This is a genomic window from Acinetobacter sp. FB, from assembly GCF_056033405.1.
Genome location: NZ_CM148502.1, coordinates 41,677 through 59,090 on the forward strand (window position 1 = coordinate 41,677; position 17,414 = coordinate 59,090).

Here is a 17,414-nt window from a genome sequence, read left to right on the forward strand (position 1 = left end):
AATATATTTAAAAATAAACTATCGTATTTATTATTTATTTTATTCGCCTAATTTAAAAAACCTACGCCTAATATTTAAAAAAAATTTCTAAATTTTTTTTCTAAAAATGGAATATTTTGCCAATCTTGCCATCAACATGTTTGATTTATGTTGATGGCAAGGTCTTTATTTAGCCGGTATTGCGCAAACCTGCCGCAATGCCTGCAATACTGACCATTAAGGCATGATCGACTGGGCTATGCTCAGTTTGATGTTCCGCTAAATACAGACGACGACGTTTCATTAACTCTGCTTGCAGTAAATGTAAGGGTAATAAATACGGTTTACGCACCTGCATAGATTGGTCAAGCACTTCATTATTACTCAAAAGCTTAGACTCACCTTTAAGACTGAGCAATGTATCTACGGCATTTTGTAGACGTTGGCGTAATTCAACCCCCAAGTTTTTTAAGTCTTGGTCTTGTGTCAGGTGAGACTCGTAATAGAGCGCAATATCTGCATCAGATTTGGATAAGACCATTTCCAGCATATCAATTAAAGTTTGGAAATACGGCCACTGTTCAAGCATTTCATTTAAGGTGTTTTTGTGTTGTCCATGTACCTGATTGATCGCCGTGCCTGTACCCAACCAAGCGGGCAACATCAAGCGAATTTGTGTCCATGCAAATACCCAAGGAATCGCTCGAAGAGATTCTATGCCACCACTGACTTTTCGTTTAGCTGGGCGTGAACCAAGCGGTAGCATTTGTAATTCTAACTCAGGCGTGACCGTGCGTAGATAACTGACAAAATTCGGATTTTCACGCACAGTTTGTCGATAAACCTGTACCGATAAATCAGTCATTTGATTCATTAAGTCTCGCCATTCTTTCTTTGGCTCTGGCGGTGGTAATAGTGTTGCTTCTAATGTTGCCGCTGTATAGATTTCCAAATTTTGTAGCGCGATGCCTTCTAAACCAAATTTAAAGCGAATCATTTCACCCTGTTCAGTGACACGAATTGCTCCAGAGATTGAACCTGGTGGCTGTGAGAACAATGCTTGTTGTGTTGGTGCACCGCCACGACTGATTGAACCGCCACGACCATGAAACAGAGTCAATTGCACACCATGTTGTCGAGCGACAGCGGTGAGTTCTTCTTGCGCACGATATTGTGCCCAGTTCGCAGACATAAAGCCCGCGTCCTTTGCCGAGTCTGAATAGCCAATCATCACTTCATGTTTACCCTGAATATGCTGTTTATACCAATGCATATTGAATAAGGTATTCATGGTTTTGGCTGCACCATCAAGATCTTTTAAGGTTTCAAATAAAGGCACGACACGTAGTGGATGTTGGATACCAGCTTCTTTTTGTAAGAGTAAAACAGCTAAGACGTCGCTTGGATATTCTGCCATCGAAATAATATAGGCACCTAAGCTCTCAGCTGGTTGTTCAGCCAAAGTGCGCATGGTCGCAAATACTTCCAGTACGTCTGGGTGCTGAATCAGACTACCTTCTGGCTCATTGAAGAATTTAGGCAGTAATGGACGTTTGCTTTGTAGCTCTTGGATCAGGAAGTTTTGACGGGCTTGTTCGGTCCACGATTCAAAATTGCCCAAGCCTAAATATTCGGTAATCGCTGAAATGGCTTGACGATGTCGACCTGATTCTTGGCGAATATCAAGTTTGAGTAACTCAATTCCAAAACAATTAATTCGGTATATAAAATCAAGTAATTGCCCATTGGCGATTTCAGCGAGGTTGCTCTCGATTAAGGAGCGATAACAAAGTAATAAGGGCTGTAATAATTCATCTTTATTTCGAATGATCTGACTATCATCAGCTTCATGGCCTTGTAAGCGTTGGCCTAAACAATAGCGCGTCGCTTTTAAACGTTCACGGGTTTCGCGTAAATATTCACGATAGGGTTCTGGGTGTTCATAACCTAATGCTTGAGTGAGTTCATCTGAACAGCTTTGAATTGACAATTCCCAGCGTAGATTTTCAATATCACGTAGATATAAATCAGCTGCCTGCCAACGTGATAACCATAATACTTCTTGTGTTACTTGATGAGTTACATTGGGATTGCCATCACGATCACCGCCCATCCATGAGGCAAAGCGAATTGGCGCGATATTGAGCGGTAAGTTTTGTTCACAATGCTGTTGGGTCAGTTCATTTAGCTCACGAATAAACTTAGGTACGGCATTCCACAAAGTTTGTTCAATTGTTGCAAAGCCCCACTTTGCTTCATCGACAGGGGTCGGGCGATGTTGGCGAATTTCGTCTGTCTGCCAAGCTGAACTGACCAATTGTTTCAGGGTAGCGATGGTTTGTTGGCGTTCACGAGGTGTTAGTTTTTGCTGATCCAGTTGAGATAGACAATCGGTAATATCATCATATTTTTGAATCAAGGTACGACGACTGACTTCGGTTGGATGCGCTGTGAGTACCAATTCAATTTTTAAATCGCAGATTTGTTCGAATAATTGTTTTGAGTTGATCTGTTCAGTTTTGAATTTTTCAAATAAATGTGACAAAGGATTTGGATTAGGGGCTTGTTCGTCAAACTCAGCCTGACGGCGATTACGCACCACATGATATTGTTCTGCGATATTGGCGAAATTGAGAAAATGTGAGAATGCACGAGTCAGTGGCAAAATTTCTTCATCTTTCAAACCAAGGAAAAGTTGTTCTAACTGTTTTTCTGCTTCAATTTGACCGTCACGAGCACCTTTGGCTAATGCACGGATTTGCTCAATTTGATTAAACAAATCTTGCCCAGCGTGTTGCTTTAAGGTCTCTCCAAGTAGATTGCCCAGTAAACGGACATCTTCACGTAATGGAGCTGTGATTTGTTGAATCATTCTATTTCTCCTCATGGTCTCTTTCGACTATAGCGCGATTGAAAGACAATCCAAGTGGAGATCGTAAATAAATGTGAATTTTATCTAATTTTTAGGTTGATATTTAAGCAAAAAAAACTGAATTGCTTGTTCAATCATCTGCTCGATTTCCATGGTGGTTGGAACGGGATCTAAACCAAGCAAAACTTTATGATGTCGTGTTCCTAACATCAATGACATGATGAGATCAGTGAGTCTTAGTGGCTCATCTGCTCGAATGAATTTAAATGCGATCGCTTGCTCAAAAAAATCACACCAAACATTACACATACGCGTATGCGATGCATCAAAAAATTGTTGTGTGAGTGGACTTTGTTCAGCTGCAAGTTCAAACAAGAGACAATCTAATTTCAGCGCCTCAGGCAAATAAATAATACTTAAAGCTCGATGACACATTAAATATAGTGCTTGCCCAAAATCGGACTCAGCTGTGAGTTCAAATTGTTTCGCTCGAATCGACTCTTCACAACTTTCCTCAATAGCACACATAAATAGATTGGCTTTATCTTGAAAGTGGTTATAAACCGTGAGTTTAGTCACGCCTGCTTCTTTTGCAATTTGGTTCATATTGGTGGCGTGGTAACCCATTTTTAAAAAAATAGATTTTGCAGCCTGTAAGATTTTGGCTCTTTTTTCTAAATCTTTAGGGCGACCACTGTGAATTTGCACGTTAGCTGTCTCATTTAATTCAATTCAAAATCAAAATGCTAGATTTAATTTTTAATTAGTGTACTCATGGGTATATTAATTAAAAAATAAACAATCTATCATAATGTTCATATTGTGCCTTAAAAAATCAATTTGAATAAGAGCGAAAAAGAGATGAATCTGCTAAATCATGTAATTGTGGGGTTGCTCGTACTCAGCAGTGTCACTTTAACAGCATGTCAAAAAGAGGTTCCCAAGACTGAGGAAATACCTTATGTCATGGTGACGCAGCCAAGTAGTAATCATATTGATCAAAAAAGCTATGCAGGTGATGTTCAAGCCAAGCAACAAACCGCATTGGCATTTCGTGTCGGAGGACAAATTACCGAACGTTATGTTGATGTGGGTGATCGAGTCAAAGTTGGACAGGTTTTGGCTAAATTAGATGTGAAAGACGCACAATTGCAAATGAACGCTGCCAAAGCGCAATTGCAAAGTGCTGAAGCCGCAGCAAAAATTGCAGCTGAAGAATATCAGCGTTATCAACAGCTATTACCTGTCAATGCGGTGAGTCGTTCACAATTCGATGCGATAAAAAATCAGTACGAATCTGCTCAAGCAGGCTTACAACAAGCACGCTCTAATTATGAAGTGTCTTCAAATCAAACCGGTTATAACCAACTTATTTCGAATAAAAATGGCGTGATTACTCAACGTCAAATTGAAATTGGACAAGTAATTGCGGCAGGTCAACCTGCCTATCAACTCGCAATTGAAGGTGAGCGAGAAGTGGTCTTTGGTGTACCTGAGCAGGCTGTCAGTACCATTAAAGTCGGTCAACCGGCTTGGGTAACTTTGTGGTCTCAGCCAGAAGCACGTTTTGCGGCAAAAGTCCGTGAAGTGTCACCCGCTGCAGACCAATCGCGAACATTCACCGTGAAAGTTTCATTGCTTGAAGGGCAATCGAGTATCCAACTGGGGCAAAGCGCTCGGGTATTCTTTGTTGCAAATGAAAATAATGTATTGAGTGTGCCTCTATCCAGTGTTACTGCCAATAATCAACAAGCCTATGTCTGGGTCGTGAATAGTAATCAAACCTTACGTAAAGTCCCTGTTACTTTAGGTACTTATGGGCGTGACAGTGTGCCTATTCTGTCAGGTCTAAAAGCTTCAGATTGGGTTGTGGTTGGTGGTGTGCATCTATTGCGTGACCAGCAAAAAATTCATCCTGTAGATCGTGATAATCGCGCAGTCACGGTTAAAACTGGAGGTTAAGCATGAAATTTAACCTTTCAGAATGGGCACTTAAGAATAAGGGAATTATTCTGTATTTTATGCTGTTACTTGGCATTGTCGGAATTATGTCTTATTCCAAACTTTCTCAAAGTGAAGATCCACCCTTTACTTTCAAAGTGATGGTGGTACAGACCTATTGGCCAGGGGCAACTGCTAAAGAAGTGTCGACCTTGGTCACAGATCGCATCGAAAAAGAATTGATGACCACTGGTCAGTATGACCGCATCATGGCGTATTCGCGTCCAGGTGAGTCATTGGTGACCTTTGTTGCAAAAGACAGTTTGCCATCTAGCCAAATTCCTGATGTTTGGTACAACGTACGTAAAAAGGTCAATGATGTCCGTTCACAACTTCCAAGCGGTGTACAAGGTCCATTTTTTAATGATGAGTTTGGTGATACCTTCGGCAATATCTATGTTTTGACGGGTAAAGATTTTGACTATGCGGTAATGAAAGAATATGCCGATCGTTTGCAACTACAACTGCAACGGGTCAAAGACGTCAGTAAGGTTAATTTGGTGGGTCTACAAGATCAGAAGATCTGGATCGAATTATCAAATACCAAAGCTGTTCAGCTCGGTGTCCCCGTGACTGCAATTCAGGAAGCGATTCAGAAGCAAAATGATATGGCAGGTGCAGGTTTCTTTGAAACAGGTACAGACCGTATTCAAATCCGAGTTAGCGGACACTTACATAGTGTCGATGACCTGAAAAAAATGCCGTTGTTGGTGGGTGATAAAACTATTCAACTTGGTGATGTTGCTGAGGTCTATCGCGGCTTTAGTGAACCTGCTCAACCACGTATGCGCTTTATGGGTGAGAATGGGATTGGCATTGCGGTGTCCATGCGTAAAGGTGGGGACATCATTGCCTTGGGCAAAAATTTAGAAACCGAATTTAACAGTCTACAAAAAAGCTTACCTTTAGGCATGAAACTGCAAAAAGTTTCAGACCAACCCGTCGCAGTACAACGTAGTATTCAAGAGTTCTTAAAAGTTTTAGCTGAAGCGGTCATTATCGTTTTATTAGTCAGTTTCTTCTCGCTCGGTTTTCGCACAGGGCTTGTTGTTGCATTGTCGATCCCATTAGTTTTAGCAATGACCTTTGCTGGGATGAGTCTATTTGATGTCGGCTTACATAAGATCTCATTAGGCGCATTGATTCTTGCGCTGGGTTTGTTGGTCGATGATGCCATTATCGCCGTGGAAATGATGGCGATTAAAATGGAACAGGGTTACAGCCGATTAAAAGCGGCAGGTTTTGCATGGCAAACCACCGCTTTTCCAATGCTCACAGGTACATTGATTACCGCAGCAGGCTTCTTGCCAATTGCCACGGCACAATCTGGAACAGGTGAATACACACGTTCTATTTTCCAAGTCGTGACGATTGCATTGATCGTTTCATGGATCGCAGCGGTGTTGTTTGTACCGTATTTGGGTGAAAAATTATTGCCCGATTTCACCAAGCAGCAGCAACAAGCGGCATGGTATTTACGGTTATGGGCAAGATTACGCAAGCAGCCTGTACCAGTAGTTGAATTCCATAATCAGCATCATGATCCTTACCAGTCCAAGTTTTATCAATCCTTCAGGCATATCGTCGAAATCTGTATTACCTATCGTAAAACGGTGATTGCTATTACGGTCGGTATCTTTGTGTTGTCTGTTGCGATGTTTAAGTTGGTACCGCAACAATTCTTTCCACCATCGAATCGTGCTGAAATTTTAGTGGATTTAAAGCTAGAAGAAGGGGCTTCACTAACGGCGACAGAACAAGCAGTACATAAGGTAGAACAATTCCTATCCAAACAAAAAGGGATTGATAATTATGTCGCTTATGTTGGAACAGGTTCACCACGCTTTTACTTACCTTTAGATCAACAACTCCCACAAGCCAGTTTTGCTCAATTTGTGGTCTTGGCTTCGTCTCTTGATGATCGTGATGAAATCCGTCGCTCTTTAGATAAGCAGATTAAGCAATTATTGCCGCAGGTTCGTACTCGTGTGTCTTTACTCGAAAATGGTCCACCTGTGGGTTATCCATTGCAGTATCGTGTCTCGGGTGAGGACTTAAGTACGGTACGTCAATGGGCGCAAAAAGTAGCTAAAGTTTTAAGTGAAGATCCCAATACAACCAACGTACATTTAGATTGGGGCGAGCCAAGCAAAATTATTGCAATTGAAATTGACCAAGATCGTGCCCGTCAAATGGGTGTTTCCAGTGTTGATTTAGCTAACTTCCTAAACGCTTCTGTGACAGGGGCGGTGATGAATCAATATCGTGAAAAACGTGAACTCATTGAAATTCGTTTACGTGGTGATAAGTCGGAACGTGTTGAAGTGGCTTCATTAGCAAGTTTAGCTGTGCCAACCACCAAAGGAACTACTGTACCTCTAGCACAAATAGCAAAAATTGAGTCACGTTTTGAAGAAGGTCTGATTTGGCATCGTAATCGTCTACCAACGATTACAGTTCGCGCGGATATTCGAACCAATTTACAACCTGCAACAGTGGTTCAGCAATTGGCAGACAAAATGCAAGCTTTACGTGCTGATTTACCTAATGGTTACTTAGTGGAAGTCGGTGGTACGGTTGAAGAGTCTGCAAAAGGTCAAAATTCGGTGAATGCAGGCATGCCATTATTCTTGGCTGTGGTGATGACTTTGCTGATGATTCAATTACGTAGTATGTCACGCGCAACGATTGTTTTACTTACAGCACCATTGGGTTTGATTGGCGTTGTTGCATTCTTACTCCTGTTTAATAAGCCTTTTGGTTTTGTCGCGATGTTAGGGACAATTGCTTTATCTGGAATGATTATGCGTAACTCGCTGATTCTGATTGATCAGATTGAACAAGATATTCAGGCTGGACATACGCCATGGGATGCGGTGATTGGTGCAACTATGCGTCGTTTCCGTCCAATTGTGTTAACCGCACTTGCCGCAGTACTTGCGATGATCCCATTATCTCGCAGTATTTTCTTTGGTCCGATGGCTGTTGCGATTATGGGAGGCTTGATTGTTGCCACCTTGTTGACCTTATTTTTCTTACCTGCACTCTATGCCGCTTGGTTTAGAGTAAAGAAAACAACACAACTATCGTAATTATTTTGTGAATAAAGGTGCGAAATATTGAAAATTTCAATATAGTAGCACCTATATTTAAAGACCAAAAAATAATTGAATTTCATTGCATGATTGGTTTGGCAAAATGCGATGAATGAGGTGATCTAGAGCATGGGGCAAGACAATATTGAGCAGCATCGCCGCTATGTGGCGATATCTTATGTGTTCATGTTTCTTGCATTATTTACAATAGTGTTTGCAGCGTTTGCATACTTGTTAGCACGAAAAGTTGCGATTGTGGATAATGCTGAAGTATGGATTCATGCGCATGCCCTATGGATTATGCGTAACGTGCTGTTATTTACTATGATTGTCTGCTTTGCTGCGTTATGGTTTATTCCATTATTCTTTTTTGCATGGGATAGTGCATTGTGGGTGACAGGAATGACCGTTGCAGGTGTGATTTTCAGTGCAATCGCATGGTTGTTTTTGTTAAATGCATGGATCAAAGGTGTTGCTAAGTATTTTAAAAATAAAGCGGTATTCTAATTTTATCGCTTTTTTATTGTGCTAGACCTTGTAAATTTATAGTAGTGCCCTTATTAAGGCTCTGTTGACTTTGTTAATAAAATGTCAACAGAGCTTATTTATTTGTAGAGATTGAACCAATTCCGTGAGGAGCATCGCCAACCATGGCTAAACGTGATTATTATGAGGTTTTAGGCGTTTCGAAAACCGCAAGTGATGATGAGATTAAAAAAGCCTATCGTAAGTTGGCGATGAAATATCATCCAGATCGTAACCCAGACAATGCTGAAGCGGAAGAAAAATTTAAAGAAGCAGCAGAGGCTTACGAAGTACTTTCTGATGGCGAAAAACGCAGCATGTATGATCGTGCTGGTCATAGCGCTTTTGAGGGCGGTTTTGGTGGCGGCGGTGGCTTCGGTGGTGGTTTTAGCGCAGAAGACATCTTTAGCCAGTTTGGTGATATTTTTGGTGGTGCTTTCGGTGGTGGCGGTGGTCGCCAACAACAACGCCAACGTCGCGGCTCTGATCTTCGCTATGTGATGGAATTGACGCTTGAAGAAGCAGTCAAAGGCGTGAAAAAAACGATTACTTTTACTGCACCAGCGCCGTGTGAAACCTGTGATGGTAAAGGTTCTAAGAATCCAAATGATGTTGAGACGTGTCGTACCTGCCATGGTGCTGGTCAAGTGCGTATGCAGCAAGGTTTCTTCTCAGTTCAACAAACTTGTAGTACTTGCCGCGGTCAAGGCAAAATTATCAAAAACCCTTGTAATACTTGTCATGGTTCGGGCGTTGCCGATCGTCAACAAACGCTTGAAGTCACTATTCCTGCAGGTGTGGACAATGGCGATCGTGTTCGCTTAACAGGTAAAGGTGAAGCGATTCGTGATGGTCAAGCGGGTGATTTATACGTTGAAGTTGTAGTTCGTGAACACGAAGTCTTCCAACGTGACGGTGCAGATCTCTATATGGATGTGCCAGTCAGTATTGCTGATGCTGCATTAGGCAAAGAAATTGAAATCCCGACGCTTGATGGTCGTGTCAGCTTAAAAATCCCAGAAGGTACTCAAACAGGTAAGCTATTCCGCTTACGTGGTAAAGGCGTTCGTCCTGTACGTAGTAGCATGGTCGGTGACTTATTGTGCCGTATCGTGGTAGAAACACCTGTGAATTTAAACAGTCGCCAACGTGAATTGTTGAAAGAATTACAAGCGTCGTTTGATGGCGATGGTCATGCTGCATCGCCAAAGAAAAAATCTTTCTTTGATCGCTTGTTTGATTAATTGGCATCAATAAAAAACCTGCTGCGGCAGGTTTTTTTATGGGAATTTTTTAGCGTAGGCACAGAGTTTTGCTATAGTACCTCAATTGTTTAAATAAAAGACTAGGAAAAATTATGTCGACTTCTCCACGCATTGGAATCTTGGGTGCAGGCGGACGCATGGGGCGTATTCTGATTCAAGCAGTACAACAAGCAGGCTACCAACTAGCAGCAGCTGTTGAACGTCCAGAAAGCAGTTTGGTGGGTGCAGATGCAGGGGAACTTGCAGGGATTGGCAACATCGGCGTCAAGATTGTGGGAAGTTTAAGTGAAGTTTTAAAAGACTGTGATGTCGTGATTGATTTCACTGCGCCTGTTGCCACTGAACAACACTTAAAGTTATGCCGTGAAGCCGGCGTGGCAATGGTGATTGGCACTACAGGGATGTCGGATGAACAAAAGGCTTTCTTAGATGAAACCGCAACACAGACTCCAGTCGTTTATGCTGCTAACTATTCAGTTGGTGTGAATGTTTCAATCAAATTATTAGAGCTTGCAGCGAAAGTGTTTGGCGATACCGTGGATATCGAAATCATCGAATCACATCACCGTCATAAAGTAGATGCGCCATCTGGAACTGCATTTATGATGGGTGAAGCGATTGCAGATACTTTAGGTCGTGACTTGAAAACGGATGCTGTGTATTGCCGTGAAGGTCATACAGGTGCTCGTGAGCGTCAAAGCATTGGCTTTCAAACCATTCGTGGTGGCGATATTGTCGGTGAACATACCGTGATGTTTATTGGTGAAGGTGAACGTGTTGAAGTCACACACAAAGCGACCAATCGAATGAATTTTGCTTCAGGCGCTGTTCGTGCGGCTGCATGGGTCGTCGGTCGCGAAGCTCGTAAATATGATATGAAAGATGTTTTAGGCTTTAACGAGATTGAAGTTTAAAAGGTACTTTTTTTGTACTATAAAAGAGCTTGTTGAGCTTTCTTTCTGATAGAAATACAACAAGCTCTCACCATCATTACAACAATTGAGCATGACATGAATAAAAAGCATATTGTTCTTGCTACACTGCTAAGTGCGACGAGTTTAGTCGTCAGTGCCGCAGAAGCACCTAAACTAAGTTTACATCGCAATAATATTAAAGTTTGGACCTACCAAACAGAGAATAATCCTGTCTTTCAGTACAAAGCAGAAACGACTTTTGATGTACCTTTGGAGCGGGCAGTTGCAGTAGTACTTGATGTTGAACGCACACCACAATGGGTACCCTATGTTGCTAAGGCGCAGCTTTTGTCTCGGGATGAAAAGAAAGGGGAATTCACCCTGTATATGCTGTTAGATTTCCCATTTCCTTTGAAAGACCGTGATGTGGTAATTAAGGGTAAAATGAATAAGAATGCTGATGGCAGTATTAGTATTAAGAATAACGCAATTAAAAATGGTTATCCTGAACAACCTGATGTGATTCGTTTGAATCAATATACAGGAGATTGGACGTTCCAAAGACTTGCCAATAATAAGGTTAAAGTCATGACCAGTGGTTATGCTGACCCAGCAGGTTCGATCCCTCTCAGTTTTGTAAACATGTTTGTACAGCAACAACCGTATCAAATGCTGATGAAGATGAAGAAAGAAATTTACAATCCATTATATGCGCAGCCACATTTACCTGATTTACTTAAATAATCAACTAATTTGTAAAATTCTATTCGACATAAAAAGCCTGATTTAAATCAGGCTTTTTTTGCAGATTAACCTTGAGGGCATTGTTGTAACCGCAGATTGGCTTTGCTTGCTAATTTCATTTGAATCAAAACAAAAATAAGCCCAATACTTGCGAGCAAAGCGCCGATGATCGATACCGCGCTATAGTTCAAACCAAAACTTAATACTGCTCCACCTGCTGCTGCACCAATTGAATTGCCGAGGTTGAATGCGCCGATATTGACAGAAGATGCTAGACCAGATGCTTCATGAGCAACTGACATGACGCGCATTTGTAAAGGTGGAACGATGGCAAATGCTGCTGCGCCCCAAATGACTAAACCAATGGCTGCACCTAGTTGTGATTGAGCAAGGATTGGGAAAATCAACATCAAGCTGATCAATAAGAGCAAGAAGCCAATCAGGGTTTTATTGATTGATAAATCGGCAAACTTTCCACCGAAATGGTTCCCAATGGAGAAACCAATCCCGATCAAGACCAACATCATGGTGATAAAGGTCGGTGAAGCATGGCTAAACTCAACCAAGCTTGGCGCAATGTAGGTGTATAGGGTGAACATCGCCGAAGCACCAAATACGGTGGTTAAGAGTGCCAACACCACAGGCAGGCGAGTAAGAACGCTTAACTCCATTTTTACATTTGGCTTTTGTCCAACCGATCCGACAGGAAGGGCTTTCCAAAGTGACAGCATAGTGATGACACCAAGGGCTGAAATCGCAAGGAAAGACATTCTCCAGCCAATGTTTTGTCCCACCCATGTTGCCAGTGGTACGCCACCAATATTGGCGATGGTGAGGCCCATAAACATGGTGGCCACCGCACTGGCCTGTTTATTTGCTGGAACAACACTGGCTGCCACTACAGAGCCAATCCCGAAAAAGGCGCCGTGATTTAAGCTGGTAATCAGGCGAGCACCCATTAAACTCATATAGTTGGGTGCAAAGGCTGCGATCAGGTTACCAATGGTAAAAATGGCCATAAGTAAAATCAGTGCATTACGACGGGCAAAGCCACCAAACCATAAGGTCATCATTGGTGCACCGAGCATCACGCCCAGTGCATAACCCGTAATGAGCATTCCCGCACTTGGGATCGACACCCCAAGATCATTGGCAATATTGGGCAACAACCCCATTGGGGAGAACTCTGTTGTGCCAATTGCAAATGCACCAATTGCCAGTGCCAGCAAAGGAAGGTTGATGCGGCTGCTCATGTTATTTGTCCCATTCAGGCGCAAAGGGTTCAGGACTCACTTCTCGACCATTACGTTCAAGTTGAGCGATCAGCTGCATTTCCTCTGCACTTAAAGTTAAGTCTTGTGCTTTTAAGTTGCTGATCAGGTTTTCACGTTTGGTTGATGAAGGAATCACAGCAAAACCATTTTGTAAGGCCCAAGCTAATGCGACTTGTGCGCTAGTTGCCTGATGTTGTGCAGCGATCTCAACTAAGGTTGGATCCTGCAGTACTTTGCCATAGGCCAGTGTCATGTATGAAGTCACGTCGATATTTTGATCACCTAAGAAATTAACCAAAGTACGATTCTGCAAATAAGGACTAAGTTCGATCTGGTTGGTGGCAATGTGTTCTACGCCAATGCTGTCAATTGCTTGTTGGGTCAAAGCAATATTGAAATTCGAGATACCAATTTGCTGGGTCAAACCTTGTTGTTTCGCTTCTAAAAGCAATTGCATGACGCTTGGAATGGATACACCGAGTTGTGGCGCAGGCCAGTGAATCAAGGTGAGATCGACAGCATCAGTGCGAAGTTTTTGTAAGCTGTCTTTTAAACTTGGAATGAATTTTTCTTCAGTAAAGTTATCGACCCAGATTTTTGTGGTTAAGAATAAATCTTGACGTGCAACACCACTTTCAGCAATCGCTTGTCCTACTGCTGCTTCATTTCCATAAACCTGTGCGGTATCAATGGCACGATAACCAACGTCAAGCGCTGTTTTGACTGAATCAATCACCGCTTGATCTTTTAGACGGAAAGTACCTAAACCAAATTGTGGGATGCGCATATTTTTCACCTGATTTTTTTATGCTCTGAAGAGCTATTGATGGCTGCCATTTTGCGATGATTATTGTTGCTAAAAAATAGATGAATTTGCAAAATATAGTTGACTAAATATCAATAATTGATGAGGTGGCAATGAAATCTACGGTAGAAGAACTGCTTGCTTTTATGACCATTGTCGATACAGGATCGTTTATTGCTGCTGCCGAACGACTTGGACAGACAGCATCGGGAATGAGCCGCTCTCTAAGTCGTCTAGAGTCAAAGCTTGGAGTCACCTTGCTAGAGCGCACGACTCGAAAGTTAAAACTGACTCAAGAAGGACAACAATTTTTACAACATGCGCGTAAAATTCTCAGTGATTTAAGTGCAGCTGAAGAAGCTCTAGAAAAATCGGATCAGGATACCTCGGGTGTGATTCGGATTGACTCAGCCACGCCGTTTATTCTGCATGTCATTACGCCATTGGTACATAAGTTCAGACAAAGTTATCCCAATATTGAGATTGAGCTGAATAGTAATGATTTAGTGATTGATCTATTAGAACATAAGACTGATGTGGCATTTCGTTTTGGTGAATTACATGATTCCAGTCTGCATGCGAAACTGGTGTGTAAAAGCCGAATTTATATTGTTGCCAGTCCTGAATATTTACAGCGTAAGGGGAGACCTGTACAAGCCCAGACATTAATTGAGCATGATGTGATTGGTTTCACCCGTCCAACTTATATCAATACTTGGCCCATTAAAATTGATGGTGAGTATTTTCAAGCCCAACCTAAAGTAAAAGCATCGAGTGGCGAAACCGTTCGACAACTCTGTTTACGTGGGCAGGGGATTGCCCGATTATCAGAGTTTGAAATCTGGCAGGATATGAAAGAAGGTCGCCTTGAGGCGCTATTTGAAGATCAGATTGAGCACTCTTATCAAAGCATCCATGCTGTTTATTATCAACAAGCGCATTTGCCGAAACGGGTTCGCTTATTTATTGAGTTTTTGACTGAGCAGTTAAGTCATGGATTTTCGGTTTGCCAATAGCTGTTTCGGCGAGTTTGAGTTCTAAAACTTGAACAAGTTGTCCAGTCGGTTGTTGTACTGCAACTTTGACCTGTTGCTGTTGTTGCGTGCATACAAACTCAACGGTAGGTAACAGCAAACTCGACATAATCACACCATTCTCAGTAGGCTGCTTATAGGTTAGTTTCAAAGTATGATCTTGCTGATTCACAACTTTTTCTAACCTCCAAAACTCATATTCCTGCTGATTTTGTATTTTCAAATAGCCTTGAGATAAAGTTTTGCAGATGGTTTGCTGTTGTTCAACACTTTGATTCGTGGTTTGGCAACCTGTAAAAAAAATTGTACAGAATATAAATAAGATATTATTTTTCATGCTCTTATCCTTAGTCAGTTGATTTTTATAGCTTAACGGTGTTGTATTAATCGATACAGATACAGAAATTTATAAAAAAGCAGTACAGATATGACTTTTCAATATCAACGCCTAGCAGATCAATTGGCTCATAAAATTTATCAACATGAATTACAGCCACAGCAAAAGTTAAGTTCTTTAAGGGAATTTGCTCGTCAGCAAAGTATTAGTTTGAGTACCGCACAACAATGCTACGAACTGTTAGAAGCAAAAGGACTGATTTATGTCAAAGCCAAATCAGGCTATTTTGTAAGTTCAAGACAATATCAAAGTGCTGCCCCTAAAAGTCCAAGCTTTGAGTCCAAAGCACGGCAAGTCTCGAATTTAGACTTACAGAATCAGATTCAAACAGCATCGATTCAAAATCATTTAACCCCTTTAGGGGCTATTCAGTTGTCGCCCCATTTAATTCCTGTAGATGGGCTACGTCGTTCCTTACAGCGAGCGCTTAAACACTGTCAGCCTGAAGATTTTTTATATTGTAATAAACAGGGACATGAGCAGTTACGTAAGGCTTTATCAGATCATTGGCGTGAAGATGGAATTTATGTCGCTACGGAAGATATTTTTATTACCAATGGCTGTATGCCAGCTTTGTCTCTGTTAATTCAGCAGATCAGTCAGGAAGGGGACAGTATCTTAATTCCAACACCTACTTTTAATGGTCAGTTGCAAATGTTGGCAAGTCTTAAGCGTAAGATTATTGAGATTCCAGCAGATCATCGTGGTATTGACCTTGAGCGTCTTGAGTTTTTTATGAAACAGGGCGATGCCAAGCTGTGTTTACTCACTGCTAATTTTCAAAATCCATTAGGCTACTGTTTAAGTCATTCACAGAAGCAAAAAATTGCTGAACTTGCACAGCAATACCAATGTTTTATTTTAGAGGATGATATTTATGGTGAGTGCAGTTTCCAAAAAGAGAGACCTTTGCCGATTCGTTATTGGGATCAACAAGGCTACGTAATTTGGTGTGGTTCAGTCTCGAAGTCACTGTCTACCGCCTATCGTGTAGGATGGTTTTGCTTGGGACAACAATTGCAACACATACGACCACAACTCTTATCAAATAACGTCGGTGTCAATACACCCTTACAGTTAGGCTTGGCTGATTTCATTTATAGTCGTGGTTATCGTGAGCATTTGGATGAGTTAAGACCGAAGTTGATGCAACAAGTCGAACAGTATCGTGCTTATATTTTGGAAGTATTTGCTGGGATTCCAATCGCCTTGAGTCAATCAGAAGGGGGTTATGCTTTATGGTTGCAAATGCCAGAAAATATTACGGGCTTAGAGTTATATTATTTAGCGCAGAGCCAAGGGATTAATATCGTACCTGGGGAAGTGTTTGGTGAAGATCAGCGTTATCAGCACTTCATCCGCTTAAATGCAGGGCATGCGTTGACCACCGAAATCCGCCAAGCAATTCAACAGTTGGCGGATTGGGTGAGAGAGCGTATGTCGACGATTTTAAATTAATCAAAGTCTGCTTTAAGTACGATACGATAACGTGCTTGACCTGAATGGAGTCGTTCAATGGCTTCATTGAGTTGAGACATTGGAAATAGCTCAATTTGTGGCGCAATATTTTTACGTGCGGCAAATTGTAGTAGTTGGCGCAGTGCTAAAGGTGACCCAGTTGGTGAAGCTGTAACAGATTTAGCACCACTCATGATAGTACCTACAGAAACTGGAATAGGCTCTAAGGTAATACCCAAGAAATGCATACTACCATTCGGTGCCAAGGTATTGAGATAGGCTTGCCAATTCAGGGTTACATTGACGGTGCTAAGCAATAGATCAAACTTGCCACGTTGCGCTTTGATCGCTTGAGCATCACGACTATTCACCACATGGTCAGCGCCCATGGCTTTGAGCTCTTCAGTTTTGTCTGGGTTTGAACTAAATGCGGTAATCTCGCAACCCCAAGCCTTAAGTAGTTTGATGGCCATATGCCCTAAACCACCAATCCCAATCACACCGACGTGATGTGTTGCTTGGATCTGATGTTTAAGTAAAGGATCAAACACGGTAATGCCGCCACAAAGCAATGGTCCTGCACTCTCAGGCTCCAAACCCTCTGGTAGAGGAATTACCCATTGCCAACCTGCGCGAACTTTTTCTGCAAAGCCACCCGCATGACCAACGATAGTCGCAACGCTGCCACCCGTGCATAAAACTTGATGACCACCAATACATGGATCACATGCTTGGCAACTTTCAGCCGTCCAGCCAATGCCAACACGTTGACCGAGTTTCAATCCTTTGGCTTCTGAACCGAGTGCGATAATTGTGCCAATAATTTCATGTCCAGCGACAGCAGGATAAACGGATGAATGCCATTCATTATTGATCACAGATAAATCTGAGTGACATAAACCGCAGTATTCAACTTTAACTTCAACCTGATGTGGCTTTAATTCACCTGCATCAAATTGATAAGGAACCAATTGCTCGCCTGCTTTCATTGCAGCATAAGCACGAATTTGGTTATTGCTCATTCGATAACTCCTTGGAAAGGAAAATGAAT

Annotated in this window: 14 protein-coding genes; 8 read left to right on the plus strand and 6 right to left on the minus strand. The window is 41.9% G+C overall.

Annotation, left to right across the window (positions count from 1 at the left end; translation table 11 throughout):
- Positions 1-169 precede the first annotated feature (169 nt).
- Both ppc and AC0JIQ_RS00175 read right to left on the minus strand, forming a co-directional pair.
- A complete protein-coding gene (gene ppc / locus AC0JIQ_RS00170) occupies positions 170-2,851 on the minus strand; it encodes a phosphoenolpyruvate carboxylase (protein ID WP_474202279.1) in 2,682 nt (893 codons plus the stop codon).
- 84 nt (positions 2,852-2,935) lie between these two features.
- Positions 2,936-3,559: a TetR/AcrR family transcriptional regulator gene (locus tag AC0JIQ_RS00175; RefSeq protein ID WP_474202280.1), complete on the minus strand. Its 624-nt coding sequence runs from the start codon at positions 3,557-3,559 to the stop codon at positions 2,936-2,938.
- 153 nt (positions 3,560-3,712) lie between these two features.
- On the opposite strand from AC0JIQ_RS00175, the gene AC0JIQ_RS00180 reads away from it, so the two are divergent.
- The 6 genes from AC0JIQ_RS00180 (at position 3,713) to AC0JIQ_RS00205 (ending at position 11,395) form a co-directional block, all read left to right on the plus strand.
- Complete coding sequence (locus AC0JIQ_RS00180; RefSeq protein ID WP_474202281.1) at positions 3,713-4,813, plus strand: efflux RND transporter periplasmic adaptor subunit; 1,101 nt, start codon at positions 3,713-3,715, stop codon at positions 4,811-4,813.
- A gap of 2 nt (positions 4,814-4,815) precedes the next feature.
- On the plus strand, positions 4,816-7,944 hold the full coding sequence (locus AC0JIQ_RS00185; protein WP_474202282.1) for an efflux RND transporter permease subunit: 3,129 nt from the start codon (positions 4,816-4,818) through the stop codon (positions 7,942-7,944).
- Between the two features lie 132 nt (positions 7,945-8,076).
- Entirely contained in the window at positions 8,077-8,454 is a 378-nt protein-coding gene (locus AC0JIQ_RS00190; protein WP_005219113.1) for a hypothetical protein, read from the plus strand.
- A 143-nt stretch (positions 8,455-8,597) separates the two neighbouring features.
- The gene (gene dnaJ, locus AC0JIQ_RS00195) at positions 8,598-9,716 is read left to right on the plus strand and encodes a molecular chaperone DnaJ (RefSeq protein WP_005219116.1); all 1,119 of its coding nucleotides are present in this window, start codon (positions 8,598-8,600) and stop codon (positions 9,714-9,716) included.
- Between the two features lie 113 nt (positions 9,717-9,829).
- A complete protein-coding gene (dapB, locus tag AC0JIQ_RS00200) occupies positions 9,830-10,651 on the plus strand; it encodes a 4-hydroxy-tetrahydrodipicolinate reductase (RefSeq protein ID WP_005219118.1) in 822 nt (273 codons plus the stop codon).
- A gap of 96 nt (positions 10,652-10,747) precedes the next feature.
- Positions 10,748-11,395, plus strand: a complete 648-nt coding sequence (locus AC0JIQ_RS00205; protein WP_474202283.1) for an START domain-containing protein — start codon at positions 10,748-10,750, stop codon at positions 11,393-11,395.
- A 65-nt stretch (positions 11,396-11,460) separates the two neighbouring features.
- Here the strand turns inward: AC0JIQ_RS00205 and AC0JIQ_RS00210 are convergent, their stop codons facing one another.
- The gene (locus AC0JIQ_RS00210) at positions 11,461-12,648 is read right to left on the minus strand and encodes an MFS transporter (protein ID WP_474202284.1); all 1,188 of its coding nucleotides are present in this window, start codon (positions 12,646-12,648) and stop codon (positions 11,461-11,463) included.
- Between the two features lies 1 nt (position 12,649).
- On the minus strand, positions 12,650-13,456 hold the full coding sequence (gene dkgB, locus AC0JIQ_RS00215) for a 2,5-didehydrogluconate reductase DkgB (protein ID WP_474202285.1): 807 nt from the start codon (positions 13,454-13,456) through the stop codon (positions 12,650-12,652).
- A gap of 131 nt (positions 13,457-13,587) precedes the next feature.
- On the opposite strand from dkgB, the gene AC0JIQ_RS00220 reads away from it, so the two are divergent.
- Positions 13,588-14,490 (plus strand): LysR substrate-binding domain-containing protein, encoded by a 903-nt coding sequence (locus tag AC0JIQ_RS00220; protein ID WP_005219125.1) that lies wholly within the window; start codon positions 13,588-13,590, stop codon positions 14,488-14,490.
- On the opposite strand, the gene AC0JIQ_RS00225 is transcribed toward AC0JIQ_RS00220, so the two are convergent.
- On the minus strand, positions 14,438-14,845 hold the full coding sequence (locus AC0JIQ_RS00225) for a hypothetical protein (protein WP_474202286.1): 408 nt from the start codon (positions 14,843-14,845) through the stop codon (positions 14,438-14,440). The genes AC0JIQ_RS00220 and AC0JIQ_RS00225 overlap by 53 nt on opposite strands.
- Before the next feature lie 90 nt (positions 14,846-14,935).
- On the opposite strand from AC0JIQ_RS00225, the gene AC0JIQ_RS00230 reads away from it, so the two are divergent.
- Positions 14,936-16,363: an aminotransferase-like domain-containing protein gene (locus AC0JIQ_RS00230; RefSeq protein ID WP_474202287.1), complete on the plus strand. Its 1,428-nt coding sequence runs from the start codon at positions 14,936-14,938 to the stop codon at positions 16,361-16,363.
- Here AC0JIQ_RS00230 and ahr read toward each other — a convergent pair.
- On the minus strand, positions 16,360-17,385 hold the full coding sequence (gene ahr / locus AC0JIQ_RS00235) for an NADPH-dependent aldehyde reductase Ahr (protein WP_336938499.1): 1,026 nt from the start codon (positions 17,383-17,385) through the stop codon (positions 16,360-16,362). The two genes, AC0JIQ_RS00230 and ahr, sit on opposite strands and share 4 nt — an antisense overlap.
- Positions 17,386-17,414: the final 29 nt, after the last annotated feature.